This window comes from Streptomyces sp. WAC07094, assembly GCF_036320405.1.
GTDB classification, from domain to species: domain Bacteria; phylum Actinomycetota; class Actinomycetes; order Streptomycetales; family Streptomycetaceae; genus Streptomyces; species Streptomyces lannensis.
Genome location: NZ_JAVMJZ010000003.1, coordinates 465,728 through 491,558, shown reverse-complemented (window position 1 = coordinate 491,558; position 25,831 = coordinate 465,728). Strand labels below are relative to the sequence as shown.

19 protein-coding genes and 1 pseudogene are annotated in these 25,831 nt (G+C 70.7%); 5 read left to right on the top strand and 15 right to left on the bottom strand.

Features of this window, described 5'->3' with window-relative positions:
• Positions 1–19: 19 nt before the first annotated feature.
• Together RCR19_RS41685 and RCR19_RS41680 are read right to left on the bottom strand one after the other, a co-directional pair.
• The gene (locus RCR19_RS41685) at positions 20–1,594 is read right to left on the bottom strand and encodes an acyl-CoA carboxylase subunit beta (RefSeq protein WP_220295972.1); all 1,575 of its coding nucleotides are present in this window, start codon (positions 1,592–1,594) and stop codon (positions 20–22) included.
• Positions 1,595–1,699: 105 nt separating this feature from the next.
• Complete coding sequence (locus RCR19_RS41680; RefSeq protein ID WP_331270294.1) at positions 1,700–3,286, bottom strand: methylmalonyl-CoA mutase family protein; 1,587 nt, start codon at positions 3,284–3,286, stop codon at positions 1,700–1,702.
• Positions 3,287–3,387: 101 nt separating this feature from the next.
• Here RCR19_RS41680 and RCR19_RS41675 point away from each other — a divergent pair, with 101 nt between their 5' ends.
• Positions 3,388–4,074 (top strand): helix-turn-helix domain-containing protein, encoded by a 687-nt coding sequence (locus RCR19_RS41675; RefSeq protein WP_331270293.1) that lies wholly within the window; start codon positions 3,388–3,390, stop codon positions 4,072–4,074.
• 257 nt (positions 4,075–4,331) lie between these two features.
• Here the strand turns inward: RCR19_RS41675 and murQ are convergent, their stop codons facing one another.
• Together murQ and RCR19_RS41665 are read right to left on the bottom strand one after the other, a co-directional pair.
• Positions 4,332–5,237 carry an N-acetylmuramic acid 6-phosphate etherase gene (murQ, locus tag RCR19_RS41670; RefSeq protein WP_331270292.1) on the bottom strand — a complete coding sequence of 302 codons (906 nt, stop codon included), beginning with the start codon at positions 5,235–5,237 and terminating at the stop codon, positions 4,332–4,334.
• Between the two features lie 64 nt (positions 5,238–5,301).
• Positions 5,302–6,246: a MurR/RpiR family transcriptional regulator gene (locus RCR19_RS41665; protein WP_331270291.1), complete on the bottom strand. Its 945-nt coding sequence runs from the start codon at positions 6,244–6,246 to the stop codon at positions 5,302–5,304.
• Between the two features lie 215 nt (positions 6,247–6,461).
• Between RCR19_RS41665 and RCR19_RS41660 the strand changes: the two genes are divergently transcribed.
• The 4 genes from RCR19_RS41660 (at position 6,462) to RCR19_RS41645 (ending at position 13,237) form a co-directional block, all read left to right on the top strand.
• Positions 6,462–7,466, top strand: a complete 1,005-nt coding sequence (locus RCR19_RS41660; protein ID WP_331270290.1) for a BadF/BadG/BcrA/BcrD ATPase family protein — start codon at positions 6,462–6,464, stop codon at positions 7,464–7,466.
• Positions 7,467–7,474: 8 nt separating this feature from the next.
• Complete coding sequence (locus RCR19_RS41655; protein ID WP_331270289.1) at positions 7,475–9,040, top strand: sodium:solute symporter; 1,566 nt, start codon at positions 7,475–7,477, stop codon at positions 9,038–9,040.
• A 136-nt stretch (positions 9,041–9,176) separates the two neighbouring features.
• Positions 9,177–10,364 (top strand): anhydro-N-acetylmuramic acid kinase, encoded by a 1,188-nt coding sequence (locus tag RCR19_RS41650; protein WP_331270288.1) that lies wholly within the window; start codon positions 9,177–9,179, stop codon positions 10,362–10,364.
• Positions 10,365–10,384: 20 nt separating this feature from the next.
• Positions 10,385–13,237, top strand: coding sequence for an FAD-binding and (Fe-S)-binding domain-containing protein (locus RCR19_RS41645; RefSeq protein ID WP_331270287.1), 2,853 nt, complete (start codon positions 10,385–10,387; stop codon positions 13,235–13,237).
• A gap of 233 nt (positions 13,238–13,470) precedes the next feature.
• Here the strand turns inward: RCR19_RS41645 and RCR19_RS41640 are convergent, their stop codons facing one another.
• The 11 genes and pseudogenes from RCR19_RS41640 to RCR19_RS41590 all read right to left on the bottom strand — a co-directional run bounded on the left by RCR19_RS41640 (position 13,471) and on the right by RCR19_RS41590 (position 25,830).
• Entirely contained in the window at positions 13,471–14,694 is a 1,224-nt protein-coding gene (locus tag RCR19_RS41640; protein WP_331270286.1) for a MalY/PatB family protein, read from the bottom strand.
• Positions 14,695–14,916: 222 nt separating this feature from the next.
• Positions 14,917–15,084: pseudogene (locus RCR19_RS41635) on the bottom strand (transposase); the annotation flags it as partial.
• Positions 15,085–15,298: 214 nt separating this feature from the next.
• Positions 15,299–17,029, bottom strand: coding sequence for an IS4 family transposase (locus RCR19_RS41630; protein WP_331270285.1), 1,731 nt, complete (start codon positions 17,027–17,029; stop codon positions 15,299–15,301).
• A gap of 74 nt (positions 17,030–17,103) precedes the next feature.
• Positions 17,104–17,949, bottom strand: a complete 846-nt coding sequence (locus tag RCR19_RS41625) for an ABC transporter ATP-binding protein (RefSeq protein ID WP_331270284.1) — start codon at positions 17,947–17,949, stop codon at positions 17,104–17,106.
• Positions 17,946–19,028, bottom strand: a complete 1,083-nt coding sequence (locus RCR19_RS41620; protein ID WP_331270283.1) for an iron chelate uptake ABC transporter family permease subunit — start codon at positions 19,026–19,028, stop codon at positions 17,946–17,948. Before RCR19_RS41620 ends, RCR19_RS41625 begins: the two co-directional genes overlap by 4 nt.
• Positions 19,025–20,029, bottom strand: a complete 1,005-nt coding sequence (locus RCR19_RS41615) for an iron ABC transporter permease (protein WP_331270282.1) — start codon at positions 20,027–20,029, stop codon at positions 19,025–19,027. Before RCR19_RS41615 ends, RCR19_RS41620 begins: the two co-directional genes overlap by 4 nt.
• Before the next feature lie 23 nt (positions 20,030–20,052).
• Complete coding sequence (locus tag RCR19_RS41610) at positions 20,053–21,114, bottom strand: iron-siderophore ABC transporter substrate-binding protein (RefSeq protein ID WP_331270281.1); 1,062 nt, start codon at positions 21,112–21,114, stop codon at positions 20,053–20,055.
• 294 nt (positions 21,115–21,408) lie between these two features.
• Complete coding sequence (locus RCR19_RS41605) at positions 21,409–22,341, bottom strand: ROK family protein (RefSeq protein WP_331270280.1); 933 nt, start codon at positions 22,339–22,341, stop codon at positions 21,409–21,411.
• The gene (locus RCR19_RS41600) at positions 22,338–23,996 is read right to left on the bottom strand and encodes an ABC transporter ATP-binding protein (protein WP_331270279.1); all 1,659 of its coding nucleotides are present in this window, start codon (positions 23,994–23,996) and stop codon (positions 22,338–22,340) included. Before RCR19_RS41600 ends, RCR19_RS41605 begins: the two co-directional genes overlap by 4 nt.
• Entirely contained in the window at positions 23,993–24,874 is an 882-nt protein-coding gene (locus tag RCR19_RS41595; RefSeq protein WP_220295984.1) for an ABC transporter permease, read from the bottom strand. Before RCR19_RS41595 ends, RCR19_RS41600 begins: the two co-directional genes overlap by 4 nt.
• Positions 24,871–25,830: an ABC transporter permease gene (locus tag RCR19_RS41590; RefSeq protein ID WP_331270345.1), complete on the bottom strand. Its 960-nt coding sequence runs from the start codon at positions 25,828–25,830 to the stop codon at positions 24,871–24,873. Before RCR19_RS41590 ends, RCR19_RS41595 begins: the two co-directional genes overlap by 4 nt.
• Position 25,831 lies beyond the last annotated feature (1 nt).

The following is a 25,831-nucleotide window of genomic DNA, read 5'->3' as shown; positions in this document are numbered from 1 at the left end:
CCCTGGGGTGGGGTGGGGGTCAGAGGGGGATGTTGCCGTGTTTCTTGGGGGGCAGGGTTTCGCGTTTGGTGCGGAGTTGGCGCAGGCCGCGGGTGATGTGGCGGCGGGTGTCGGAGGGGGTGATGACGGCGTCGATGTAGCCGCGTTCGGCGGCGATGTAGGGGTTGAGGAGGGTGTCCTCGTATTCCTGGATGAGGCGGGTGCGGGTGGTGTCGGGGTCGTCGGCTTCGGCGATGGTGCGGCGGTGGAGGATGTTGACGGCGCCCTGGGCGCCCATGACGGCGATCTGGGCGGTGGGCCAGGCGAGGTTGAGGTCGGCGCCGAGGTGTTTGGAGCCCATGACGTCGTAGGCGCCGCCGAAGGCTTTGCGGGTGATGACGGTGATGAGGGGGACGGTGGCTTCGGCGTAGGCGTAGATGAGTTTGGCGCCGCGGCGGATGATGCCGGTGTGTTCCTGGTCGACGCCGGGGAGGAAGCCGGGGACGTCGACGAAGGTGATGACGGGGACGTTGAAGGCGTCGCAGGTGCGGACGAAGCGGGCGGCTTTTTCGGAGGCGTTGATGTCGAGGCAGCCGGCGTACTGCATGGGCTGGTTGGCGACGATGCCGACGGGGTGGCCTTCGACGCGGCCGAAGCCGGTGAGGATGTTCGGGGCGAACAGGGGCTGGGTCTCGAAGAATTCGGTGTCGTCCAGGATGTGTTCGATCACCGTGTGCATGTCGTAGGGCTGGTTGGCGCTGTCGGGGACGAGGGTGTCGAGTTCGCGGTCCTCGTCGGTGACGGTGAGGTCGGCTTCCTCGGTGTAGGCGGGGGGCTCGGAGAGGTTGTTGGAGGGCAGGTAGGACAGTAGTTGTTTGACGTAGTCGATGGCGTCCTTCTCGTCGCCGGCCATGTGGTGGGCGACGCCGGAGGCGGTGTTGTGGGTGCGGGCGCCGCCGAGTTCTTCGAAGCCGACGTCTTCGCCGGTGACGGTCTTGATGACGTCGGGGCCGGTGATGAACATGTGGGAGGTCTGGTCGACCATGACGGTGAAGTCGGTGATGGCGGGGGAGTAGACGGCGCCGCCTGCGCAGGGGCCGACGACGAGGCTGATCTGGGGGATGACGCCGGAGGCGTGGGTGTTGCGGCGGAAGATCTCGCCGTAGGCGCCGAGGGAGGCGACGCCTTCCTGGATGCGGGCGCCGCCGGAGTCGTTGATGCCGATGACGGGGCAGCCGGTCTTGAGGGCGAAGTCCATGACTTTGACGATCTTCTGTCCGTAGACCTCGCCGAGGGCGCCGCCGAAGACGGTGAAGTCCTGGGAGAACACGGCGACGGGGCGGCCGTCGAGGGTGCCGTAGCCGGTGACGACGCCGTCTCCGTAGGGGCGGTTGTGTTCCAGGCCGAAGTTGGTGGAGCGGTGGCGGGCAAACTCGTCGAGTTCGACGAAGGAGTCCTCGTCCAGCAGCAGCAGGATCCGTTCACGGGCCGTCAGCTTGCCCTTGGCGTGCTGCTTCTCCACGGCACGCTCCGAGCCGGCATGCGTCGCCTCCTGCACACGGCGCTGCAGGTCCGCGAGCTTGCCCGCGGTCGTTCGGATGTCTATGTCGCTCACTGGTGACTCGCTTCTCGAAGTGTGCGCATTTCCGGTGGGACAGAACCGTGGGGGTCCGTCGATGCCGTTGGGCCCGCTCCTGGACAGGGGAGCCGTCGCCTCGGATCAGAAGGTGTCGACGGGTACGTACACACCCCACACGTCGCGCAGGGCGTGGGAGACCTCGCCGACCGTGGCGCGAAGTCGCAGGGCCTCGCGCATCGGGATCAGGACGTTGCCGGTGCTCCCGGCCGCCGCGCGCAGGGCGTCGAGGGCCCGTTCTACCCCGTCGTTGTCGCGCTCGCGGCGCAGGGCCTCGAGGCGTTCGCACTGGTCGATCTCGATCTGTGGGTCGACCCGCAGCGGCTCGTAGGGCTCCTCCTCGTCGAGAACGAACTTGTTGACCCCGACGACGGTGCGTTCCTGGTTGTCGATCTCCAGCGCGATCCGGTACGCGGACTTCTCGATCTCGGACTTCTGAAAGCCCTGCTCGATCGCGGCCACGGCGCCGCCCCGGTCCTCGACGGCCCGGATCAGTTCCAGAGCCGCCGCCTCGATGTCGTCGGTCATCGACTCCATCACATAGGAACCCGCGAAGGGGTCGACGGTGCTGGTCACGTCGGTCTCGTAGGCGATGACCTGCTGGGTGCGCAGGGCGAGTCGCGCCGCCTTCTGGGTCGGCAGTGCGATGGCCTCGTCGTAGGAATTGGTGTGCAGGGACTGCGTCCCGCCGAGCACCGCCCCCAGGCCCTGGAGGGCGACCCGGACGAGGTTGACCTCGGGCTGCTGCGCGGTCAACTGCACGCCGGCGGTCTGAGTGTGGAAGCGCAGCATCTGTGATTTGGGGTTCTTCGCCTTGAACTCGTCTCGCATGATGCGGGCCCAGATCCGGCGGGCGGCGCGGAACTTCGCGATCTCCTCGAGGAGCGTGGTGCGCGCGACGAAGAAGAACGACAGCCGGGGCGCGAAGTCGTCGACGTCCAGGCCCGCGGCGATCGCGGTGCGCACGTACTCCTTGGCGTTGGCGAGGGTGAAGGCGATCTCCTGAACGGGCGTGGCCCCTGCCTCGGCCATGTGGTAACCGGAGATGGAGATCGTGTTCCAGCGGGGGATCTCGGTGCGGCAGTAGCCGAAGATGTCGCTGATCAGCCGTAGCGACTGCTTCGGTGGATAGATGTAGGTGCCGCGGGCGATGTACTCCTTGAGTACGTCGTTCTGGATCGTGCCGGTCAGCTGGTCCCCGGCGATGCCCTGCTCGGCTGCGACCAACTGGTACAGCAGGAGGAGCGTCGACGCGGGCGCGTTGATCGTCATGGACGTCGACACCTTGGCCATGGGCAGACCGTGGAACAGGGTGCGCATGTCCTCGATCGAGTCGATCGCCACGCCGACCTTGCCGACCTCGCCCCGGGCGATGGCCTCGTCGGAGTCGTAGCCCATCTGCGTCGGAAGGTCGAAAGCCACGCTCAGGCCGCCGGTGCCGGCGCTCACCAGCTCGTGGTAGCGCTCGTTGGACTCCTTCGCCGTGCCGAATCCTGCGTACTGGCGCATCGTCCACGGTCGGCCCGTGTACATCGACGGATAGACACCGCGGGTGAACGGGTACCGCCCCGGCGTCCCCAGCTTGGCCTCCGCGTCGAAGCCCCCCAGCGCGGAGCCGTCGTAGAGGGGCTGGATCGGCAGCCCGGACTCGCCATGCGTCACGGAACCCACGCCGGACCTCCTTCGGTACTCGATATCGATTCGACGGTACTCAGTACCATCTTCCGGAGCAAGTGGTCTCCATGGACCGAGACGGGGAAGGATGATCACTCATGAGCAAGCCAGCCGCGCGGACCCGACTCGCAGACGCCGCCTTCGCGCTCTTCGACGAGTACGGATACGAGCAGACCACCGTCGATGACATCGCGGAGCGGGCCGGAGTGGGACGTACGACGTTCTTCCGGCACTACCGGTCGAAGGAAGACGTCATCTTCCCGGACCACGACCGGCTGCTCGTGCTGATCAGGGAGCGGCTGGCGACCTCCAGCCACAGCACCGCCCTGGTCGCGGTGTCCGACGCGGTGCGGCTGGTTCTGCTGCACTACCTGGACGAGGGAGATCTGGCGCGCCGGCGGTACGCGCTCACGAGCAAGGTGGCGGCGCTCCGCGACCGGGAGATCGCCAGTGTGGCCCGCTATCAGCGGCTGTTCCGTGAATTCATCGCGGAGTGGATGGGGGACCCGACGGAGTCGGCGTCGCTCAGGGCCGAACTCATGGCGGCGGCGGTCGTCGCCGCCCACAACCATGTGCTGCGCCGATGGCTCCGGGGCGAGGCGTCCGATCCGGTCGCGGAGGTCGATGACGCGATGCGCGAGGTGCTCGCCCTTTTTCCGGCATCCCAGTCCCTCGGGGAAACCGGCGGCGGAGGCACCACCGTCGTCGCGTTCCGTACGGAACAGGACCTCGAAGTGCTGCTGCCCTCGCTGCAGCGCCTCATCGAGGGCGGAACCGAGCAGTGAAGCCCGGTCGAAGGCGCAGCATGCCTGTCCGGCGATCTTGACCGGGCGGCCCGGTAGGCGTTGAGGCGGCCCAGCAGGCGTTGAGGGGCATTCGGTGCCGACGGTGATCGGGTGGCGCCCGCCGATGCGTGTGCGGTCACCGGCCCGGGTCACGAATGGCCGGCCGGCGGGATCTCCCGTGCCCACGGGCCCGCTCACCGCGATGCCGCTCCTGGGCGTCTGGGTGAGGCCGGCCCCGCAGGCGCGGGATCGCTGTGTCAGGCGAGGCCGATGGCCGTACGCGTGTCGCCCCGGGCCTCTTCGAGGCGCTGGGCGGCCTCCTCTGCCGTGCAGTCGGCGAGGAGCATGACGATGGCGGTCTTGGCGTGGCCGCCCGCCGCCCGCAGGGCCTCGGCGGCGCTGTCGGGGTCGGCGCCCGTGGCCTGGACGACCATGCGGCGGGCACGGTCGACGAGCTTGTCGTTGCTGGCCTTCACATCGACCATGAGGTTCCCGTAGACCTTGCCCAGGCGGACCATCGAAGCGGTCGAGAGCATGTTGCAGACCATCTTCTCGGCGGTGCCTCCCTTGAGGCGGGTCGACCCCGTGAGGATCTCGGGTCCGGTGGGGACCTCGATCGGGATGTCGGCGTAGCGGCTGATGACCGCGTCGCGGTTGCAGGCGATCGACACCGTCATGGCGCCCTTGGCGGCCGCGTGCTTGAGGCCGCCGACGACGTACGGGGTGCGTCCGCTGGCGGCGAGTCCGACGACGGTGTCCCGGTCGTTCACGCCGATCTCGTCGAGGTCGGTGACCGCCCTCGCGGGCTCGTCCTCGGCTCCCTCGACCGCCACGACGAAGGCGCCGGGGCCGCCCGAGAGCAGACCCACGACCTGCTCGGGGGAGGTGCCGAAGGTGGGCGGGCACTCGACGGCGTCGAGCAGGCCGATCCGGCCGCTGGTACCGGCGCCTATGTAGATCAGACGTCCGCCCCGTCGCAGAGAGTCGGTGATCGCCTCGACGGCGGCCCCGATCTCCTGGAGCGCGTCACGTACCGCGAGGGCGACGGTCTGGTCCTCGGCGTTCATGACCGAGAGCAGTTCGGTGACCGGCATGCGGTCCAGATCGGCGGTCCGCTCGTTGCGGGTCTCGGTGCCGAGTGTGCCGAGTGTGCTGAGGTCCACGGCGCGGTCGTCCTTTCAGGGGTGGTGCTCAGGGTGGTGCTGGAGGGGGGTGGGGGGCCGGTGGTCAGTCGCCGGACGGTGTCTGGCGCGGCGACTGACGGCGCTTACGGCGCTGGACGGCCCCATAGGTCTTCTCGAGGGCCACGGTCGTGGCGTCGAAGGAACGCTGGGCGACGCCTACGAACAGGCAGTCGATGACAGCGAGCTGGGCGATGCGGCTGACGGTCGCCCCGGAACGGAAGGGGGTCTCCCGGGCGCAGGTCGTCAGCACGAGGTCCGCGTTCGCCGCGAGGGTGGAGCGCGGGACGTTGGTGAGGGCGATCGTGGTGGCGCCGCGTTCGGCGGCGGCCTGGAGGGGCTCGACGGTGTCCTCGGTCTCCCCGGAGTGGGAGATGGCCAGGGCGACGTCGCCCGGCCCGAGGAGGGCGGCCGCGGTGAGGGCCGCGTGCCGGTCGGTCCAGATGAACGCGATATGGCCGATGCGGTGCAGCTTCTGATGGAGGTCCTGGCCGACGAACGCGCTGGCGCCCACGCCGAATATGTCGATCCGCCGTGCTCCCGCCAGGGCGTCCACCGCGCGGCCGAGCACCTCGATGTCCAGTTCCGCCCCGGAGTCCTCCAGGGCGCGTACCTCGTTGTAGATGATCTTGCCGACGATGTCGCCCAGGGTGTCGGTGGCGCTGATGTCGGTGCCGGGCGTCGGTCGCTCGCCGCCCACGGCGTGCTCATGGGCGGCGGCCGCCGCCAGTGCCAGGCGCAGCTGGGGGTAGTTGCCGAGCCCTATGGCACGGCAGAAGCGCATCACCGTGGCCACCGAGGTCTCGGCCTGCTTGCCGAGGGCGCTGATGGAAAGCTCCGACGCCTGCGCGGGGTCGGCCAGGACGGCCTCGGCCACGCGCCGCTCCGACGGTGCCAGGGAGGGCAGGGCCGCGCGGATCCGGGCCAGGGTCGCGGCGGGCGAGGTGTCCTCCGCGGGCGGGGCGGTTCTGGGTGCTTCCTGGCGGGCCATGGGCCGTTCCCTCCTGAGTGGGTGGCGACACAGTAACCAGGGCGTACGTGGTGCGTCAAAAATTTACGTACTCAATTGCGCGAGGTTACTTATTGACATACGGACGTCGACCTTCCGATACTCGCTGCACCGCGATCCGCGCCGGTCATCGGGCCTATGGCTGTCCCGTGACCGTTCGACGCGACGGATCCGTGAAGACACGAAGGCGTGCCGTTATGACAGCAGCAGTGGCGGTGGACCTGGGCAAAACCGGCTGCCGTGCCGTGCTGTGGAACGACGGCGCCGGTCCCGCCCCGGACGTCCACGAGGTACCCGGGGCTCCCGGGCTCGCCGCCGACCACGGGGTGGAGCTGGCCCGCACCGCCGTGCGTGCCGCCGTCCTTCCGCTTCTGGAAGGGCAGCCGCACCTCCGGCTCGCTTCGGTCTGCGTCGGCGCCGCAGGAGCGGCCGCCGCGCCGGAGGCCGCCCGGGAGCTGGCCGGCCTGCTCCTCGAGGATCTGCCCGCGGACGAAGTGGCCGTCACGAGCGACGCCGTCACCGCTCACGCCGGTGCCCTCGGCGGCCGTACCGGTGTGGTGCTCGCCATCGGCACCGGCTCCGTCGCCATCGGTATCGGCGAGGACGGCTCGTACGCCCGCGTGGACGGCTGGGGTCCCTGGCTCGGCGACGAGGGCAGCGGCGCCTGGATCGGCGCTGCCGGACTGCGCGCAGCGCTTCGCGCCCACGACGGCCGCGGGCCGGACACCGCGCTGCTGGCCGCCGCCGAGGCACGCTTCGGCGACCCCGACCGGCTGCCCTCGGCCCTCGGCCGGGACGGGAACCCCGCACGCACCGCCGCGACCTTCGCCCCGGACGTGGCCCGCGCCGCCGCCGCCGGTGACGCGGCGGCCTCGGCGGTCGTCCAGGACGCCGCCACCGCACTCGGCGAGGCCGTGCTCGCCGCCGCTCACCGAGTCGGCGGCGACGACGTCCTCCCCGTCACGATCACCGGTGGGCTCACCGGCCTCGGCGAACCGCTCCTCGGTCCGCTCCGGTCGACGCTCGCCGGTTCCTCGCGCCCCCTCGAGATGAGGCCCCCGCTCGGGGACCCGCTGGACGGCGCACGCCTGCTGGCGCTGGATGCGTCGGCACCGCACGAACCCCACGTCGCCCGCGTACGGCGGACGATGCCCCATCCCCCTGTCCCCTCCCCGCCGGTGACTCCGCCGGCCGATGTTTAGGAGTGAGCGTGCGCCAACTCGACCTCGTGGTGATCGTCGTCTACTTGGTGGCGATCGCCTGGATCGGACTGCGCCTGGCCGGGCGACAGAAGTCCGCGAAGGACTACTTCGTCGGTGAAGGCCACATGCCGTGGTGGACCGTCTCGTTCTCCGTGGTGGCCACCGAGACCAGCGTGCTCACCGTCATCAGCGTGCCCGGCGGGGCGTACAGCGGGCAGGGCTTCGGCAACGTCGAACTGGCCCTCGGCTATGTGATCGGCCGCGTCGTGGTGGCCACCGTGCTGATCCCCCTGTACAAGCGTGGCGGCTTCGTCAGCGCCTACCAGTACCTGGGCAGCAGATTCGGGCTCAAACTGCAGGGCCTGGCCTCGGTGACGTTCGTCTTCACCCGGCTCCTCGCCGAGGGCGTCCGGCTCTTCGCCTCCGCGATCCCGATCAAGCTGCTGCTCGACGAGTTCGGCGTGCACGCCGGTTACCGCCTCATCATCATCGTGCTCACGGTGATCACCGTCATCTACACCTACCTCGGCGGCATCAAGGCGGTCATCTGGACCGACGCCATCCAGATGGCCCTGTACCTGGGTGGCGCGATCCTCGCCATCGCGGTGCTCTCCGGCCACGTGGGTGGTGACGGCTTCTCCAGCGCCCTGCACTCGGGCCACTTCAAGCTCTTCGACACCAACTTCGACCTGGCGCATATCCTCACCAGCCCGTTCGCCCTGCCGACGGCGATCATCGGCGGTGCGATCTTCGCGATGGCGAGCCACGGTTCCGACCAGCTGATCGTCCAGCGCGTCCTGGCCACCCGCTCGCTGCGCGACGGCCAGAAGGCCATGATCGCCTCCGGCGTCTTCGTCACCCTCCAGTTCGCCGCCTTCTCCCTCGTCGGCGCCCTGCTGTGGTCGTACAACAAGGGCAAGGACTTCAAGGCGCTGGGCCTGGCCAGTTCGGACAACCTCTACCCGAACTTCATCCTGCACGGCCTGCCGGTGGTGATCTCGGGTCTGCTCGTGGCCGGCATCCTCGGCGCCGCGATGGGCTCGCTGTCCTCGGCGCTGAACTCCATGTCCAACTCGACGGTCGCCGACATCATCCACAGCTTCTTCCGCAGCACGCCCTCCGAGGAGTCGCTGCTGAAGCTGGCCCGGGTGATGACCCTGGTGTGGGCGGTCCTGATGGCGATCTTCGCCTGCGCCTTCAGCACCAGCACCGGCAACGTCTATCTCACCGGTCTGACCATCGCGGGCTACACCTACGGCGCCCTGCTCGGTGCGTTCCTGCTCGGCAGACTCGTCCGGCGGGCCAACGAGATCGACTCCATCGTGGCCTTCCTGGTGACGGTCGGCGTCATGACCTACATCGTGCGCGGTGTGAAGATCGACGTGACCGTGGCCGGCGCCACCGTGCCCACGGCGATCGCCGCCCAGTGGCTCGTACCGATCGGCGTGGTGATCACGCTGGTCGTCGGTGGTGTGATGAGCCTCTTCCACCGCGCCCCCGAGCCGGCCGAGCTCCCCGCCGCTGACGGCGAGTTGGGCCCCGACCGGGTCGCGGCCGCTGCCGGCCAGGAGTGACGACTGGTCCACCCCATCGGGTGCGGGGCCGCCACGGCGACCCCGCACCCGCCCCGTTCCGACATTCCCAGGGAGAAGCCATGCCGCAGCAGCAGCCGACCCCGCCCGCGCGGCGGAATGTGCGCCGGGAGGCACCGTGCGTGTGATCGGCCTGATGTCGGGCACCTCGTACGACGCCATCGAGGCCGCCGCGGCGGACCTCACCCTGGACGGCGACACCCTGCTGCTGCGCCCGCTCGGACACCTCTCCGTGCCCTACCCGGATGAGCTGCGGGCCCTGATCGCGGCCACGCTGCCTCCGGCCGCGACGACCATGCAGTCCGTCTGCGCACTGGACACCGGCGTCGGCCAGGCGTTCGCCGACGCCGCGGGCCGCGCCCTGCGCGAGCTCTGCGACGGCACGGCCGACCTCGTCGTCTCGCACGGACAGACCATGTACCACTGGGTCGAGGACGGCAGTGTCCGCGGCACGCTCCAGCTCGGCCAGCCCGCCTGGATCGCCGAGTCCACCGGCCTTCCGGTCGTCTCCGACCTGCGCAGCAGGGACGTCGCCGCGGGCGGGCAGGGAGCTCCGCTCGTCGGTATGACCGACACCCTGCTGCTGCGCGGCCTCCCCGGTACGCCGGCCGCGCTGAACCTCGGCGGCATCGCCAACGTCACCGTCCTCGCGCCGGGCGCCGAGCCGCTCGCCTTCGACACCGGGCCCGCGAACGCCCTGCTGGACGCGGCGATACGGCACTTCACCGACGGCGCCGCCGCCTACGACGAGGACGGCCGCAGGGCCGCCGCGGGCCGGACCCGCCCCGAGCTCCTCCGGCTCCTCCTGGACGACCCCTATTACCGCAGGCCCGCCCCGAAGAGCACCGGCAAGGAGCACTTCCACCTGCCCTATCTCCAGCAGGCGCTGGAGAAGGTACCCACACCCGATCCCGACGACGTGCTGGCCACCCTGACCCGGCTCACCGCCGTCACCGTGGCCGACGCCTGCCGCGCCCACGGCGTGACCGAACTCGTCGTCTCCGGCGGAGGTGCCCGCAACCCCGTACTGATGCGCATGATCGCCGAGGAACTTCCCGGTGTGAGCCTGCGCGCCAGCGACGAGCTGGGCCTGCCGTCCGACGCCAAGGAAGCGCTGGCCTTCGCGGTGCTGGGCTTCCTCACGGCCAACGGGCTGCCGGGCACCCTTCCGTCGGGCACCGGGGCGCGCCGGGCCACACTCCTCGGCAGCGTCACCCCGGGCCTGGCACCGTTGCGTCTGCCCGAACCCGCGTCGCAGCCGCCGCGCCTGATGCGGATCATCGGATCCGCCCCCTCCGCCCACTGACACCGCAGTAGCGAGGACCCATGAGCCCCACCGCCGTCACACCCTCCTCCGCGGACCGGTCCGCAGGACTGGCCGAACTCCTCGCCGCGTGCGTCAGCGACCCGGCCCGCGTGAGCACCGAGGTGCCGCGCCGGGTCGCCGCCGCCCACGACGCGTCGCCGTATCTGTTCACGCCGCAGGCCGTCGTGCGCGCCGCGTCGGCCGCAGAGGTCGGTGCCTTGATGGCGGGCGCCCGCAAGGCAGGACTGCCGCTGACGCTGCGCTCGGGCGGCACCAGCCTGGCGGGGCAGGCGAGTGGCGACGGCATCCTCGTGGACGTCCGCAGCCACTGGCGCACCGCCGCGGTCCTCGACGACGGTCTGCGGATCCGGCTGCAACCGGGACTGACCGTGCGTCAGGCCAATGCGCGGCTCGCCCGGTACGGGCGCCGGCTCGGCCCCGACCCGGCGAGCGAGTCCGCCTGCACCATCGGCGGCCTGGTCGCCAACAACTCCAGCGGTATGAACTGCGGCACCCAGGACAACGCCTACCGGACCATGGAGTCCCTCCAGTTCGTGCTGCCCTCCGGCACCGTGGTCGACACCGCGGCACCCGACGCGGACGAGGCGCTGCGCGCCCGCGAGCCGGAACTCCACGCGGGGCTGCTCCGGCTGCGCGACCGGGTCCGTGACTCCGCCGGCTCACGGGCCACCGTAGAGCGGCTGTTCGCGATGAAGAACACCATGGGCTACGGCCTCAACTCCTTCCTGGACCACAGCGATCCGGCCGACATGCTCGCCCATCTGATGATCGGCAGCGAGGGCACCCTGGGCTTCGTCGGCGAGGCCGTTTTCCGCACCGTCCCGCTCCTTCCGCACACCGCGACCGGGCTGCTGGTACTGCCCGGCCTCGCCGAGGCCACCGACGCGCTGCCCGCCCTGCTGGCCGCCGGCGCCCGGACCGCCGAACTCCTCGACGCCGCCTCGCTGCGAGTCGCGCAGCAGTCCCCGGACCCGGTGGACGAGGTGCGCGGGCTGGGTGTCGAGCGGCACGCCGCCCTGCTGGTCGAGTTCGCCGAGGACAGCGCCGAGACGCTGGAGGAGCGGATGGCCGCCGCGCAACCCGTCCTGGACCGCCTGCCCGCGGTGACCGGTACCGCGCTGGTGCGCGATCCAGGCGTCAGGGCCCGGCTCTGGCATCTGCGCAAGGGCCTCTACACGGCCGTCGCCGGGGCCCGCCGTCCCGGTACGACCGCGCTGCTCGAGGACATCGCGGTACCGATGGAGCGACTGACCCGTACCTGCGAGGGCCTCATCGGACTCTTCGACCGGCACGGCTACCAGGACGCGGTGATCTTCGGCCACGCCCGTGACGGCAACCTGCACTTCATGCTGACCCAGGACTTCGACTCCGCCCCGGAGATCGAGCGCTACGCCCGGTTCACCGACGCCATGGTCGACCTCGTCCTGGACGCCGGCGGCACGCTCAAGGCCGAGCACGGCACCGGCCGGGCCATGGCCCCCTTCGTCCGCCGTCAGTACGGCGACGAGCTGTACGACGTCATGCGGGAGTTGAAGCAGCTGTGCGACCCGCACGGCGTGCTCAACCCGGGCGTGCTGCTGGAGGACGACCCGGCCGCACACCTGCAGAGCCTCAAGAGCGTCCCCGAGGTCGACCCCGCCGTCGACGCATGCGTCGAATGCGGCTACTGCGAGCCCGTCTGCCCCACCGCCGACGCCACCACGACGCCCCGTCAGCGCATCGCCCTCCAGCGCGAGATCGCACTGGCCACCGCCGCCGGTGACGACGAACGCCGCCGGGCTCTGGAAGCCGACTACACCTACGCGGCCGTCGACAGCTGTGCCGCCGACAGCCTGTGCGTCACCGCCTGCCCGGTCACGATCGACACCGGCGCCGTCATGAAGAGGCTGCGCGCCGAACGGCACAGTGCCACCGCACAACGTGCCGGGAACACGACGGCCCGGCACTGGGGTACCGCGGTCAAGGGTGTGCGGGTGGCGCTCAACACCGCACACGTGCTGCCCGCCCCGGCCCTGCGCGCCGCCACCGGTGCGGTCCGCCGGCTCGGAGCAGGGGAGCTGGTGCCCACGTGGGCCGACGACATCCCGCGCGGCGGTCCCGCGCGCCCCGCTCCCCGGCAACCCGTCGAGCCGCAGGCGGTGTTCTTCGCCGCCTGTATCGGCAGCGTCTTCGCCCCCGAGGGCACCACCGGTGGTGCGTCCGCCGCGTTCCTGCGTCTGTGTGAACGGGCCGGCGTGCAGGTCACCGTGCCTGCCGAGCTGGCCGGGCTGTGCTGCGGTACGCCCTGGCAGTCCAAGGGCTACACCGACGGGCACCGCACCATGGCGAACCGCACGCTGGAGGCGTTGTGGACGGCCAGCGACCACGGTCGGCTGCCCGTGGTCTGCGATGCCTCCTCCTGTACGCACGGCCTGGAACAGTTGCCGGACACCCTCCCGGAGTCCGACCGCGCCCGGTTCGCCTCCCTGCGCTTCGTCGACAGCGTCGCCTTCACCGCGGAGCACCTGCTGCCCGCCCTGCCCGAGCCCCGCCGCCTGAGCAGCCTCGCCCTGCACCCCACCTGTTCCACCGTGCACCTGGGCATCGACGGCGCCCTGCGCACCGTGGCCGCGGCCGTGAGCGAGGACGTCACCGTGCCCGACAACTGGGGCTGCTGCGCCTTCGCCGGGGACCGCGGTCTGCTGCATCCGGAGATCACCGCGAGCGCCACCGCCGCCCAGGCCGCCGAGATCAACGCGGGCACGTACGACGCGTACGCCTCCTGCAACCGCACCTGCGAGATGGGGATGACCCGTGCCACCGGCCGTCCCTACCGGCACGTGCTGGAACTGCTGGACGAGGTCACCGCCTGAGGCGGTCCCGTCCGGGCACTTCGGAACCGGCCCGTCGGCGTCTCGGCGGGCCTTCGCCGGTGATCTGCCCGCGCCCCCGGCGGCTCTGCCGACCTCGGCACGACCGGGGCAAGCGGGTGGAGATCCGGTCGCCGGGCGCGCGGCGACTTCGGGAAAGGGCCGCGCGCGTGCGGAGGTGTGGCACCGTGAGGGCACGCCGTGCCCGTCGCCTTCCCCGTGGTGACGGGCACGGCTCACCGATCCCGAACGGCGCGTCCCATCCTGGACAGCGCTTCGCGCAGGATGTCCGGGCTCGTCGCGAAGTTGAGCCGCACGCACCCCTCGCCGCCCGAGCCGAAGACATGTCCCGAGCTGAGGGCGACTCCGGCTTCGTCGAGGAACATCCTCGCGGGTCCGGCCATGTCGCTGACCACACCGGGGCCGCCTGGGCCTCGGCCGTCGTGCAGGCCCAGCCAGGTGCAGTCGAGCCATGCGAGATAGGTGCTCTGCGGCGGGCGATACCGCGCCCTGGGCAGGTGTTCGCGGACGAGTCGCCCCAGCAGGTGCCGGTTGGCGTCGAGCCCGACCAGGACCTCGTCGAGCCAGTCCCCGCCTTTCTGGAAGGCCGCGGTGTGGGCGATCACGCCCAGGTGACTGGGCCCGTGACCGACCTCTTCGGGCATGTGGCGCAGTTCGTCGGCGGCTTCGGCACCGGCGATGGCCAGTGCGGCCTTGAGCCCGGCGAGGTTCCACGCCTTGGACGCGGAGGTCAGTGCGAAGGCGTTCTCCGCGCCCTGGACACTGAGGAACGGTGTGAAGGAGGCCCCGGGCAGTACCAGAGGGGCATGGATCTCGTCGGAGACGACCCTCACGCCGTGCCGGCGGGCGAGCTCCGCGATCGCCTCCAACTCCTCGCGGCTGTGGGCGACTCCGGTCGGGTTGTGCGGGTTGCTCATGAGGAACGCGGCGCGTCGGCCGTGGCCGCGCGCCCGGACGAAGGCCTCTTCGAGTGCGGCGAGGTCGATCCGCAGGTCCTCACCGAGCGGAGCCTCGACGACATGCCTGTCGGCGTGGGTGACGAAGGCGAAGAAGGGCGGGTACACCGGTGAGCACACGACGACGGCGTCACCGGGGCCGGTGATCAGTCGCAACACCTCGACGACGCCCATCATGACGTCGGGAACGATCGCGGTGTGCTCGATGCGCGGACCGCTCCACCGCCATCGGTCGTAGGCGAATCCGATGAAGGCCTCTGCGTAGGCGCTGCCGTACGGATACCCGGTGTCGCCCAGGTCGATGGTTCTGTGCAGCGCCTCCACGATGGCGGGAGCCAGGGGCACGTCCATCTCCGCCACCCACAGTGGGAGCACGTCCTCGGGGAACGTGCGCCACTTCATGCTCGTGCGTTCCCGCAGTTGCCGGAGGGACAGTTGCACGAACGGATCGGTTCGTCGGCCGGTCTCGTCTTCCTGCACCATGGGCGCAGGGTACGGGCACGCGGCGGCGACGACCAGGGAACGTCGCCGACTGCGGCCGGCTCACCGAACTAAGCCTCCGACGTAGCGCTCGACGCCGTTCAGCTTGATCGTGCAAGGAGCCCCGGGTTTTCAGGCCCGGGAGGTACTGCATCCTGGGCCGGGCGGCGCGGAGCGCCGCCGTATCCCTTTGGAATGTTCCGACGGCGGTGCCGCGCTCAGTCCCGGGTGCTTCTGGTTCTCGATGTAGTCCTTGACCACGGTCAGCGGTGTACCTCCGCATGAGCCGGCGAAGTAGGACGGGGACCAGAAGTGTTTGCCCCGTGGGTACTTGCCGACGAGCCGGGACAGGGCGATCTGGGGCGGGTAGTGCACCAAGAGGTGTACGTGGTCGGTTGGCCGGCCGACCACGTCGCCGGGGCCGACATCGCACGGCGAGGAGCCACGGCGTGGGTATTCGTCAACATGCCCGACCCGGCCCCCGCCTGAGCGGCGACCGGCAGATGTGACCCGTGACCGCCCTGCCATAGGGGGCAGTCGGGAGCATGAACAAAGCCGTATCGAACCGAGACAACAAGCTCGGTCGTTCACAGCCAATGCCGCGTAGTTAAGCCGTGAGGCCGAGTGTCAACTGTGCTGTTTCTGCTGGTGAGGACGTGGGGGCGAGCCATTGGGGGTGCAGTGTGTAGCGCCCTCGGCCGGTCTTGTTGAGGAAGCCCTGGGGGACCCACTGCCCCAGTTGCGCGCTGAGGCTGCGGACGTGGTCGATCTGGAGGGCGTCGGCGATCTCCCGGGGACTGAAGTCGCGGGCGGGGTTGGTTCGTAGGAGTCGGAGGACTTGTTCGCGGCGGCCCGATGCGGTGTCCGGGGCGGTTGCAGGGCCGGCGGTGTGCGCGGAGGGCGGGATGACAGTGATGTCCAGGCGCGCAATGTTCCTGCTGGGCAGGGGACGGGGTTCGTTCGGGGTGACGCCGTAGCGTGACATCGGGCATTTCACCTTGCGGGCGCTGATCCTGGGGCGCCGGGACGGCAGCAAGTTGTCCAGCACGGCCTGCATGATGCCGCCGTTGTCGGGGGCGGGGCCTGTGATGGCGGTCGCGGTGATGATCTGGTCGGTCGCGCTGTGCAGGGCGGCGGTGAAGCAGGCCCGGTCGGGGTCGGTGCCGGGGCGGGTCTCGACGGCGTCGCACATGGCCCGGCGAAGGACCTGGTAGACGGTGAGCAGGGACCAGAGTTCTTGTTCCAGGCCGCAGCGGTCGGCGGAGCGCAGGACGCGTCCGGTGAACAGGGTGTGCCGCAGCGCCAGGAACGCCGACTCCACTTCCCAGCGTTCGTGGTAGAGGTGGGCGAGGCGGTCGGCGGGGTCGGTTCGGTGGTCGAGCAGTGTGGTCAGCAGCCGGTAGGTGTCGCCGATGCGCGTGCCGTCGGCGCAGGTGGCGGTGATGTCGACGTCAATGAAGCGGAAGGTCTGGCCATTGATCCGGGTCAGGAAGGATCCGTCGGGCAGGACGGCCCAGATGGCGGGGCGGCGGCGGGCGTTCATCCGCACCAGGAGCTGGGCGCCGGTGTCGGCGGCGCGGTTGAGGAAGTCGTCGCCGGTGAAGGCGCGGTCGGCCAGCAGCAGCATCGTGTCGTCCAGCAGAGGCAGCAGCTGGTCGGCGTAGTAGGGCTCACCGCGGTGGGTCGAGCCGAACACGGCGCCGATCAAGGCACGCGTTCCGGTCTCGCACAGCGCCATCAGCCGCAGGTGCGGGTAGCCCTCGAAGACTCCGCTCCGCCCGCGGCGGTGTTTGCCCAGCAGTGCACGGATGCGGGGCCGGTCCGGGGCCAGCAGGGAGCTGCAGCCGTCGAAGGCGACGGTGCGCCAGCGCCGATAGCACGTCCCCGGGGTCGTGGGCCGCGCCACCGGGCCGGCCACCACGTCGAACAGCGCCTTCAGCGGCGCCACCCCGATCCTGCGCCGGAGATCACGCAGGGCCTTTTCCGACGGCCTGACCAGACGCAAGGCGCCGAGCCCGGACACAAGCCGGTCCCAGACGCGCTCATAGCCGAGACCTGGGAAAATCCCCAGGGCCAGGACGAAGTACACCCCCACACGCGAGGGCAGCAGGCGCAGGCGATGCTGCATCGTTCGCGTCTGGGCGAGGACATCATCGACGAGTTCGAACGGCAGATACTGCGTCAACTCACCAAGGTGACCGGGGGCAAAAACACCCCCCGCCACGGTGATGGTGCGCGTGAAGCTCGTGATGGCAGACTGCTGGGACAACGGGACCTCTTCGCTGAGCAGGAAGACCTTGGACGGCTTCCCTGCAATAGCAGGGGTCCCGTTTCCCATGCTGTTCAGCGTGGCACCGCGGCCGGTGATCAAGTTGACGCACGACCTCGCGCCCTAACTACGCGGCATTGCGTTCACAGCCGAGTAGTTGACCGGGTGTGTTCCTGCTGAAGAGGCGCCGGCTGCCAGGCACGGGCGGGGACGACAAGAGGCCCGCCGGTGACCGGGTCGGGGACGACGACGGAGGACAGGCCGAAGACGTCCTCGACCAGCTCTGCGGTGACGACCTCGTCGGGCCGGCCCTGCGCCACGATGCGGCCCGCCTTCATGGCGACGAGGTGGTCGGCATAACGGGCAGCCTGGTTGAGGTCGTGGAGCACGGCGACGACGGTGCGGCCACGTTCGTGGTTCAGCCTGCGCACCAGGTCCAGGACCTCCACCTGGTGCGCGATGTCCAGGTATGTGGTCGGTTCGTCCAGCAGCAGCAGGTCCGTGTCCTGGGCCAGTGCCATGGCGATCCACACCCGCTGCCGCTGGCCGCCGGAGAGTTCGTCGACCGGGCGGTCGGAGAGGTCGGCCGTGTCGGTGCGCCGCAGCGCCTCGGCGACGGCCAGCTCGTCCGCCTCCGACCACTGCTGCCACCACTTCTGATGGGGCTGACGGCCGCGGGCGACGAGGTCGGCGACGGTGATGCCGTCCGGCGGCATGGGGGACTGCGGCAGCACGCCGATGGTCCGGGCGATCTGCTTGCCGGGGACACGTGCGAGTTCGGCGCCGTCCAGCAGCACGGCTCCCCGGCGCGGCTTGAGCAGACGGCCCAGCGCCCGCAGCAGGGTGGACTTGCCGCAGGCGTTGGGGCCCACAACGACGGTCACCTTGCCGTCGGGGATCTCCAGGTCCAGGCCCTCGACGACGGTGCGGTCCTCGTACGCCAGGGTCAGGTCCTGTGCGGCGAGGCGGCTGGTGGTCGGGCGGCTCATGAGGTGGTGCCTCCGGAACGGCTGCGGGTACGGACGATGAGCCACATGAGGTAGGGGGCGCCCACCACGGCGGTGAGGACGCCGACCGGCAGCTCGATCGGGGAGAACAGACGGCGGGCCAGCAGGTCCGCGACCACGACGACCAGCGCACCGGTCAACGCCGAGGACAGCAGTGGTATCTGGGCGGTTCGGGTGAGCCGCCGGGCGATCTGCGGGGCGAGCAGCGCCACGAAGTCGACGGGGCCGGCCGCTCCGGTCGCCACCGACGCAAGCACGACGCCGAGTACCGTGAGACCGAGCCTGAGCCGGTCCAGGCGCACACCGAGAGCCGCCGCGGTGTCGTCGTCGAAGTGCGCGCCGCGCTGGGCCCGGGCCGCCCACAGGGCCGCCGGGACGGCGAGCAGCAGTACGAGCGCGAGGGGCCGGGCCTCCTCGTAGCCGCGTCCGTTGAGCGAGCCGGTCAGCCAGACCTTGGCCTGCTGGGCCACCAGGTAGTCGCCCTTGGTCAGGAACAACTGAGTCAGCGAGCCGAGTGCGACCGACACGCCGATGCCGACCAGCACGAACCGCGAGGAGTGCAGTCCGCGCCGCCAGGCGAAGACGTACACCAGCAGGGCCGCCGCGAGGCCGCCCGCGACGGAGACGTACGGCAGTGCGTCGTAGGCCACGGCGTTGAAGCTGATGGCGGCGACCGTGGCCGCACCGGCGCCGTGTGTGACCCCGATGACGTCGGGGCTGGCCAGTGGGTTGCGGGCGACAGTCTGCACCAGCGCGCCCGCCACGCCGAACGCGGCTCCCGCGAGGAGTCCGACGACCAGGCGGGGCAACCGCAGTGTGCCCACGACCAGTTCGTCGGGGCTCGGCCGCCCCAGCAGTACCCGGACGACCTCCGTCGGTGGGACGAAGGACTCGCCGACGCACAGGTATGCCACGACGGCGCACGCGAGCAGGATCGCGAGCGCCACCGCGACGACGACCGATCGACGGTGGACGAGGAAGCTGGCGCGTCCCCCGCGCAGGACGGCGTGTCCGGCCGGGCGGACGGCAGGCGGAGCGGCGGTCGCCGTTGCGCGGCTCATGCGGCGACCACCGTCCGGCGCCGGACGAGAGCGATCAGGAAGGGCACACCGATCAGTGCGGTCATGACGGCCACCGGTACCTCCGAGGGCGGGAAGACGATGCGGCCGAGCACGTCGGAGCCGAGGATCATCACCGGTCCGAGCAGGGCGGCCAGCGGCAGCACCCAGCGGTGTGCGGTGCCCACCAGTGCACGGGCGATGTGCGGCACGGCGAGCCCGGTGAAGGCGATCGGGCCGACCGCGGCCACGGAGGCCCCCGTCAGCACGGTCGCGCCCAGCGCGCCGAGCAGCCGCAGCAGGCCGACGTTGTGCCCGAGGCCCTTGGCGGCGTCGTCGCCGAGCGCGAGCGCGTCCAGGCCCCGGGACATCGCGACGACCAGCACCAGACCGGCCAGCAGGAAAGGCCAGATCTGGCCGATGATGTCGGTGCCGCGTCCGCTGATCGAGCCGACCTGCCAGAAACGGAACTCGTCCAATGCACGGGCGTTGGTGGTGGCGATCCCGGACACCAGCGAGGCGAGGAAGGCGTTCATCGCGGCGCCGGCCAGAGCGAGCTTGAGCGGGGAGGCCCCACCGCGCCCGCCGCTGGCGACGGCGTACACGCCCACCGCCGCCAGCGCCGCGCCCGTGAACGCGAACCACACGTACCCGCCCAGCGTGTGCACGCCGCAGAACGCGATCGCGCACACCACGCCGACCGAGGCGCCCTGGCTGACGCCGAGGATGCCGGGCTCCGCGATGGGGTTGCGGGTGATGCCCTGCATCACCGTCCCGGCGAGCGCGAGCGCGGCGCCCGCCAGGACGCCGATGACGGTGCGGGGCACTCGCAACGACCGCACCACCTGGGCGTCGTCACTGGTGCCGCCGTGCACCAGTGCCTGGATCACCTCGCTCGGGGCGATCTGGCGGCTGCCCACGGCAAGGCTCAGCAGAACGGCGATCAGCAGCATCGCCGTGCCGGCCAGCAACCAGCCGGCCCGGCGACGCGTGGAGGGCGACATACGCCGCGCTCACTCTCCTCTGGTCAGGCGGTCAGGTGCTTCTCGAGGTCGTCGAGCACCGCGTTGGCGGCGGTGACACCGAGCCCCAGGTACCAGGTCTCGTCCGGCACGTCGAAGGCGTGCCCGTCCTTGACGGCCTTGAGGTTCTTCCACAGCGGATTGCCCTGGGCCTTGCTCTTGTCCGTGGCCTTCGGGTCGCCGTAGACACCCGTGAAGATCCAGTCGGCGTCGGCCTTGTCGATGTTCTCGGCGCTGATCTCGGTGGCCAGGTCCTCGATGTCCTGGTTCTTCGGACGCGGGATGCCGATGTCCCTGAGGATCGTGCCGATGAACGAGTCGTTGGCGTAGAGGCGGATGACGCCGTCGGGCATGTAACGGACCATCGACACGGTCGGCTTGTGGGCACCGAGCTTGTCGCCGAGGGCTTTCGCCCGCTTCTCGTACGCTGCGATGTTCGCCTTGGCCTGCGCCGTCTTGTCCAGCGCGGCCGCGTTGAGGAGGTAGTTCTGCTTCCAGGTGAAGCCGGGGCGGATCGAGAAGACGGTCGGCGCGATCTTCGACAGCTCGTCGTACGAGGCGGCCGCGCGCAGCTGGCTGCCCAGGATCAGGTCCGGCTTGAGGGCCGCGATCGCCTCGAGGTTGAGGCTGTTGATGGTGCCGATGTTCTTCGGCGTGCCCGCGTCCTTCTTGAGGTACGACGGCAGTTCCGGCGAGCCCTCCGTCGGCGCCAGGCCGACCGGCTTCACCCCCAGGGAGACGACGTTATCGAGCTCGCCGACGTCCAGCACGACCACGCGCTTGGGCGGCGACTTGATCTCGGTGCTGCCCATCGCCTGCTTGATCGTGCGTGGCCACTGGCCGGGCTTGGCGTCGGTGCCGAGCGCAGCGGTCTTCGCGGCGGCGTCCGCGAAGTCCTTGCCGCCCTGCGCGACGGACTTCGAGTCCTTCTTGCCCGAGCCCGCTTCGGCGGAGGCACCGGTGCTCCCCTTGCCGTCACCGGAGGACCCGCTGCCGCACGCCGCGAGTGACAGTGCGGCGGCGACTGCGAGAGCGACTGCGGCAGGACCGCGGCGCCGAAGAGACATGTGCCAGCTCCTAGCTGTGGTTCACCTTGAATATTTAGGCGAGCCTAACCTTATGCGGAACCCGTATGCGCAATGCAACTCGGGGTCCCGACGGCCGGCGTGGCCGTCGACGGAGCGTTGTGCGAAGCAGACGAGCAGCACGATGCCGGAGCCGGTGCCCGGGCCGGACGGTGTCCGGCCGGCGCACGAATGGGCCGGAGCCTCGGCACACCCTCGTCGCCGAGTCGCGGACACGCCCGACGGCCCGCGGACGCGCAGCACGCCGAGGTCGGCGGTGCGCGCCCCGCGGGCATGTCAGACGTGGGTGACCGTGTCGAGTTCCACCCGGGCGCGGGAGGCGGCGCCGACCGCCACGGCATCGCCGTCGAGACGGGCGGGCAGTACCCGGAGCGGCTGTCCGCCGACCGGCGGTTCGGCGGACAGCGTGCGCTGGATGGACGGTTCGAGCAGCGCCCAGGCCCGGCTGACACCACCGCCGATCACGAAGGTGGTGACGTCCAGAAGCCCCACCGTGACGAGGATCGCGCGGGCCACGGCGGCACCGGCGCTCTCGTACACGGCGAGCGCGTCCCCGTCGCCGCCGGCCGCCGCCTCGGCGACCAGGCGTGCGGTGGCGTTCCGCCCGGTCCGCTCCGCGTAGCGGGCGGTGATCGACCGGCCGGACGCCAGGGTTTCCAGGTGGCCGCGTCCTCCGCAGGTGCACCGAAGGTCACCGAAGCCGGGCACATGGCCGATCTCGCCGGCCGCCCCGCTCGGGCCCTCGTACAGCGCGCCGTCCAGCCACAACGCGCCGCCGACGCCGGTACCGAGGGTCATCCCCAGCACATGCGGCTCACCGGCCGCGGCACCCCGGGCGACCTCGCCCCGCAGGAACGCGTTGACGTCGTTGTCCAGGTACGCCGGAACGCCGAGCGCCCCCTCGACCGTCGCCGTCACCGGAAAGCCCGCCCAGTCGTGGAAGGAGTCGCTGGCCACGAGGATGCGCCCGGAGCGTGCGTCCACCACGCCCGCCGCGCCGACCCCGACGCCGAGCAGCCGCCCGGGCGTGCGGTCCAGGAGGAGCCGCAGCGCGCCGAGCGCCGCGCCGACCATCGCGGCGCCGCCCTCGGCCGCGGGAGTGGGCACGCCGAGCCGGTCGATGACGTCGAGGTCCTCGGTGCACAGCACCACCTGGGTGGTCGTCCCTCCGATGTCGACACCGGCGACCACCTCGGGAGCCGCCGTCACGCGCTTGCCTCCAATCCCAGGGAGACGCGCCGCCGGCGTTGCAGCACGGGGTCCGGCACCGGCACGGCCGCGATGAGTCTGCGGGTGTACTCCGTCTCCGGGCGCAGCAGAGTCGTCATGGTCGGGCCCTCCTCCTCGACGGACCCGGCCCGCATGACGACCACCCGCTGCGCGAACTCCTGCACCACGGCCAGGTCATGGGACACGAACAGGCACGCGAACCCCAACTCGCCCTGCAATTCGGCGATCACCTCGAGCACCGTCCGCTGCACGCTCACATCCAGCGCACTGGTCGGTTCGTCCGCCACCAGCAGCCGGGGCTCCAGGACCAGTGCCCGGGCGAGGCTCACCCGTTGCCGCTGCCCGCCGGACAGCTCGCGAGGTCCGCGTCCCGCCAACTCGCGTGGAAGTCGTACGAGTTCGAGGACCTCGGCGACCCGTTCGCGACGCTGGACGGCGGTCATGCCCCGCCGGTGCACACGCAGCGGCTCCGCCACGCACTCGGCGACGCTCATCCGCGCGTCCAGCGATGCCACCGGATCCTGCAGCACCACACCCACACCGGACAGCAGCGAGCGCCTGGCCCGTCCGCGTGTCCGCCCGAGGTCGTTGCCGAAGAGCGCCACCGAGCCGGAGTCCGGGCGCAGGAGCCCCAGGGCGACCCGGGCCGCGGTCGACTTTCCCGAGCCGGACTCCCCGACCAGGCCGACCGTTTCGCCGGGACGCACGGAAAGCGACACGTTCTGCAGCGCCCTGACCGTACGGCGCCCCCGGCCGAAGTGCACGGAGACGTCCCGGAGTTCGACGACCGACGTGGAGCCTTCCGGCTCCTGCGGATCTTCCCCCGCGGTACCGGCGCCCCGCGGCTCGTCGACCGCGAGCCGCGGCACCGCCGCCAGCAGACGCCTGGTGTACTCGTGCGAGGGCCGTAGCAGAACGTCCTCCACCGTTCCGGTCTCCACGACCTCTCCCTCCAGCATGACCGCGACCCGGTCGGCGAAGTCCGCGACCACGCCCATGTTGTGCGTGACGAGCAGCACCCCTGTCCCCGAGTCGGCGGCCAGGGCGCGGAGCAGGTCCAGGATCTCGGCCTGCACGGTGACGTCGAGGGCGGTCGTCGGTTCGTCGGCGATCAGCAGACCGGGCGAGTTGGCGATCGCCATGGCGATGACGACGCGCTGCCGCTGCCCGCCCGACAGCTGGAAAGGAAAGGCCGAAGCCCGGTGCTCCGGCTCCGGAATACCGACCCTGCTCAGCAGGTCGACCGCCGCACGGGCCGCCTCCGCGCGCGACACCTGACGATGGTTGCGTACGACCTCCGCTATCTGGGCGCCGACCCGGGTGAGCGGATCGAGTGCGGTGGCCGGCTCCTGGAACACCATCGACACCGTGCGACCGCGCAGCCCCGACAGCTCCCTGTCGTCGGCGCCGACGATCGGGGTGCCGTCCACCGAGATCCGCCCGGACACCCGGGCGTTCCCCGGCAGCAGCCCCATCGCGGCGAGCGCCACCGTCGACTTGCCCGAACCCGACTCGCCCACCAGCGCGAGCGTCTCGCCCGGCCGTACGTGCAGCGACACGTCCCGCACGGCGGGCACATCGCCCGTTTCGGTCGAGAAGGTCACTCCGAGGTCCTCGATCTCCAAGACGCTCATCCGCGCCCCCTCACGTCGAAGGCGTCGCGCAGCCCGTCGCCGATCGCGTTGAACGCGCAGACGACGAGGATGATCGCGAGGCCCGGCGGAACGATCAGCCACCAGCGTCCGGAGTAAGCGGCCGTCAGACCGGCCGACAGCATGCCGCCCCAGTCGGTCGACGGCGGCTGGACGCCCAGGCCGAGATACGACACATACGCCACGAGCAGGATCGCGTCGGCGACCTGGAAGGTCGCCGCCACCACGATCGTCGACACCGAGTTGGGCAGGATGTGCCGCCCGATCGCCCGGCCGTGACTGCCGCCGATGGCCCGCAGCGTCAGTACGTAGTCCCGGCTCTTGAGCGTGAGGGTCTCCGCCCGCACCAGCCGGGACGGCACCAGCCACGAGACCAGGCCCAGGATGACGATCAGCCCGAGTGTGTCCGGGGTGGTGATGGCGGAGACGACGAGCAGGATGAACAGTGCCGGGATGGCGATGCCCGCGTCGACGATGCGCATCATCACGGCGTCCAGCCAGCCGCCCGCGTATCCCGCGACCGCGCCCCACAGCGTGCCGATGACGGTGGCGAGGACCCCGGCGGCGAGTCCGACGAGCAGTGAGATCTTGCCGCCGTACATGAGCCGGCCGAGCTCGTCGTGCCCGACGGCGTCCGTGCCCAGCAGATGGGCCCCGCTCGGTGCGAGGTTCACCTGGGTCAGATCGGTGTGCGTCTGGTCCGTCGAGTAGATGAGTGGACCGACGAAACAGAACAGCAGGAACAGCACCACGGCCACGAGCCCGGCGAGAGCCAGCCGATTGCGGGCGAACCGGCGGAGGGAGAGGCGGTAGCCCGGTACCGGTTCGAGGGCGGGAGTGGTCTGGAGTACGGCAGTCATGTCCGCTCCGCCTTCACTCGGGGGTCGACGATCCGCTGCACGATGTCGGCGAGGAGGGTGCCGATGACCGTGGCGAGGGAGATGACGAGGACGCAGCCGAGCAGCACCGGGTAGTCGGAGGACTGCGCCGCGCTCCAGAACAGCAGCCCCATGCCCGGGTAGTTGAAGAGCTGCTCGACGACGAGGGCGCCACCGAAGAGCACGGGCACGTAGTAGCCGAGCATGGCGATCACGGGCGTGAGGGAGTTGCGGAAGACATGCCGCCACAGGACGGCGAACGGCCGGGAACCGCCGGAGCGGGCCGTGCGGACGTAGTCCTCGGCGAGGTTGTCCAGCGTCGAGGCCCGCATGTATCTGCTGAACACGGCGATCATGGACGCGGCCCCGGTGACCACCGGCAGGACGAGCGCCTCCGGGTTCGAGAACACCTGGGACAGCGTGTCGCCCTGTGGCGCCTGTGAGGGGAACCAGCGCAGGGTCTGGGTGAAGACCAGGATCAGCAGCAACCCGAGGAAGTACACCGGTGTCGAGTACGCGACGAAGCTGAGCGTGGTGACGACGTAGTCCACCGGCTTGTTGCGTCGCACCGCCTGCCATATGCCGAGCGGGATCGCCAGCACCAGACCGACCAGCGCGGACAGCACGGTCAGCACCAGGGTCTTGGGCAGTCGTTGCTCGATGAGTCGGGAGACGGCCTCGTTGAGGGTGTACGAGGTGCCGAGGTCACCCCGCAGGAGGGTGTGCAGGTAGTAGACGTACTGGACGGGGAGCGGGCGGTCCAGGCCCTGTTCGTGGTTGAACGCGGCGATCTGCTCGTTCGTGGCCTGCGGGCCGAGGATTCCGCGTGCGGGACCCCCGGGCAGGGCGTGCAGCAGACAGAAGACCACGACCGTGACGATGAGGATCACGGCCAGCGACTGAAGCAGCCGCCGGGTCAGGTACAGCGCGGTGTCCATG

Coding starts and splice junctions, on each gene's coding strand:
- RCR19_RS41675 (WP_331270293.1), top strand. CDS start 3,388: ATGAGCAAGCCAGCCGCGCGGACCCGACTCGCAGACGCCGCCTTCGCG.
- RCR19_RS41665 (WP_331270291.1), bottom strand. CDS start 6,246: ATGGCCCGCCAGGAAGCACCCAGAACCGCCCCGCCCGCGGAGGACACC.
- RCR19_RS41660 (WP_331270290.1), top strand. CDS start 6,462: ATGACAGCAGCAGTGGCGGTGGACCTGGGCAAAACCGGCTGCCGTGCC.
- RCR19_RS41645 (WP_331270287.1), top strand. CDS start 10,385: ATGAGCCCCACCGCCGTCACACCCTCCTCCGCGGACCGGTCCGCAGGA.
- RCR19_RS41640 (WP_331270286.1), bottom strand. CDS start 14,694: ATGGTGCAGGAAGACGAGACCGGCCGACGAACCGATCCGTTCGTGCAA.
- RCR19_RS41630 (WP_331270285.1), bottom strand. CDS start 17,029: ATGGGAAACGGGACCCCTGCTATTGCAGGGAAGCCGTCCAAGGTCTTC.
- RCR19_RS41625 (WP_331270284.1), bottom strand. CDS start 17,949: ATGAGCCGCCCGACCACCAGCCGCCTCGCCGCACAGGACCTGACCCTG.
- RCR19_RS41620 (WP_331270283.1), bottom strand. CDS start 19,028: ATGAGCCGCGCAACGGCGACCGCCGCTCCGCCTGCCGTCCGCCCGGCC.
- RCR19_RS41615 (WP_331270282.1), bottom strand. CDS start 20,029: ATGTCGCCCTCCACGCGTCGCCGGGCCGGCTGGTTGCTGGCCGGCACG.
- RCR19_RS41610 (WP_331270281.1), bottom strand. CDS start 21,114: ATGTCTCTTCGGCGCCGCGGTCCTGCCGCAGTCGCTCTCGCAGTCGCC.
- RCR19_RS41600 (WP_331270279.1), bottom strand. CDS start 23,996: ATGAGCGTCTTGGAGATCGAGGACCTCGGAGTGACCTTCTCGACCGAA.
- RCR19_RS41595 (WP_220295984.1), bottom strand. CDS start 24,874: ATGACTGCCGTACTCCAGACCACTCCCGCCCTCGAACCGGTACCGGGC.
- RCR19_RS41590 (WP_331270345.1), bottom strand. CDS start 25,830: ATGGACACCGCGCTGTACCTGACCCGGCGGCTGCTTCAGTCGCTGGCC.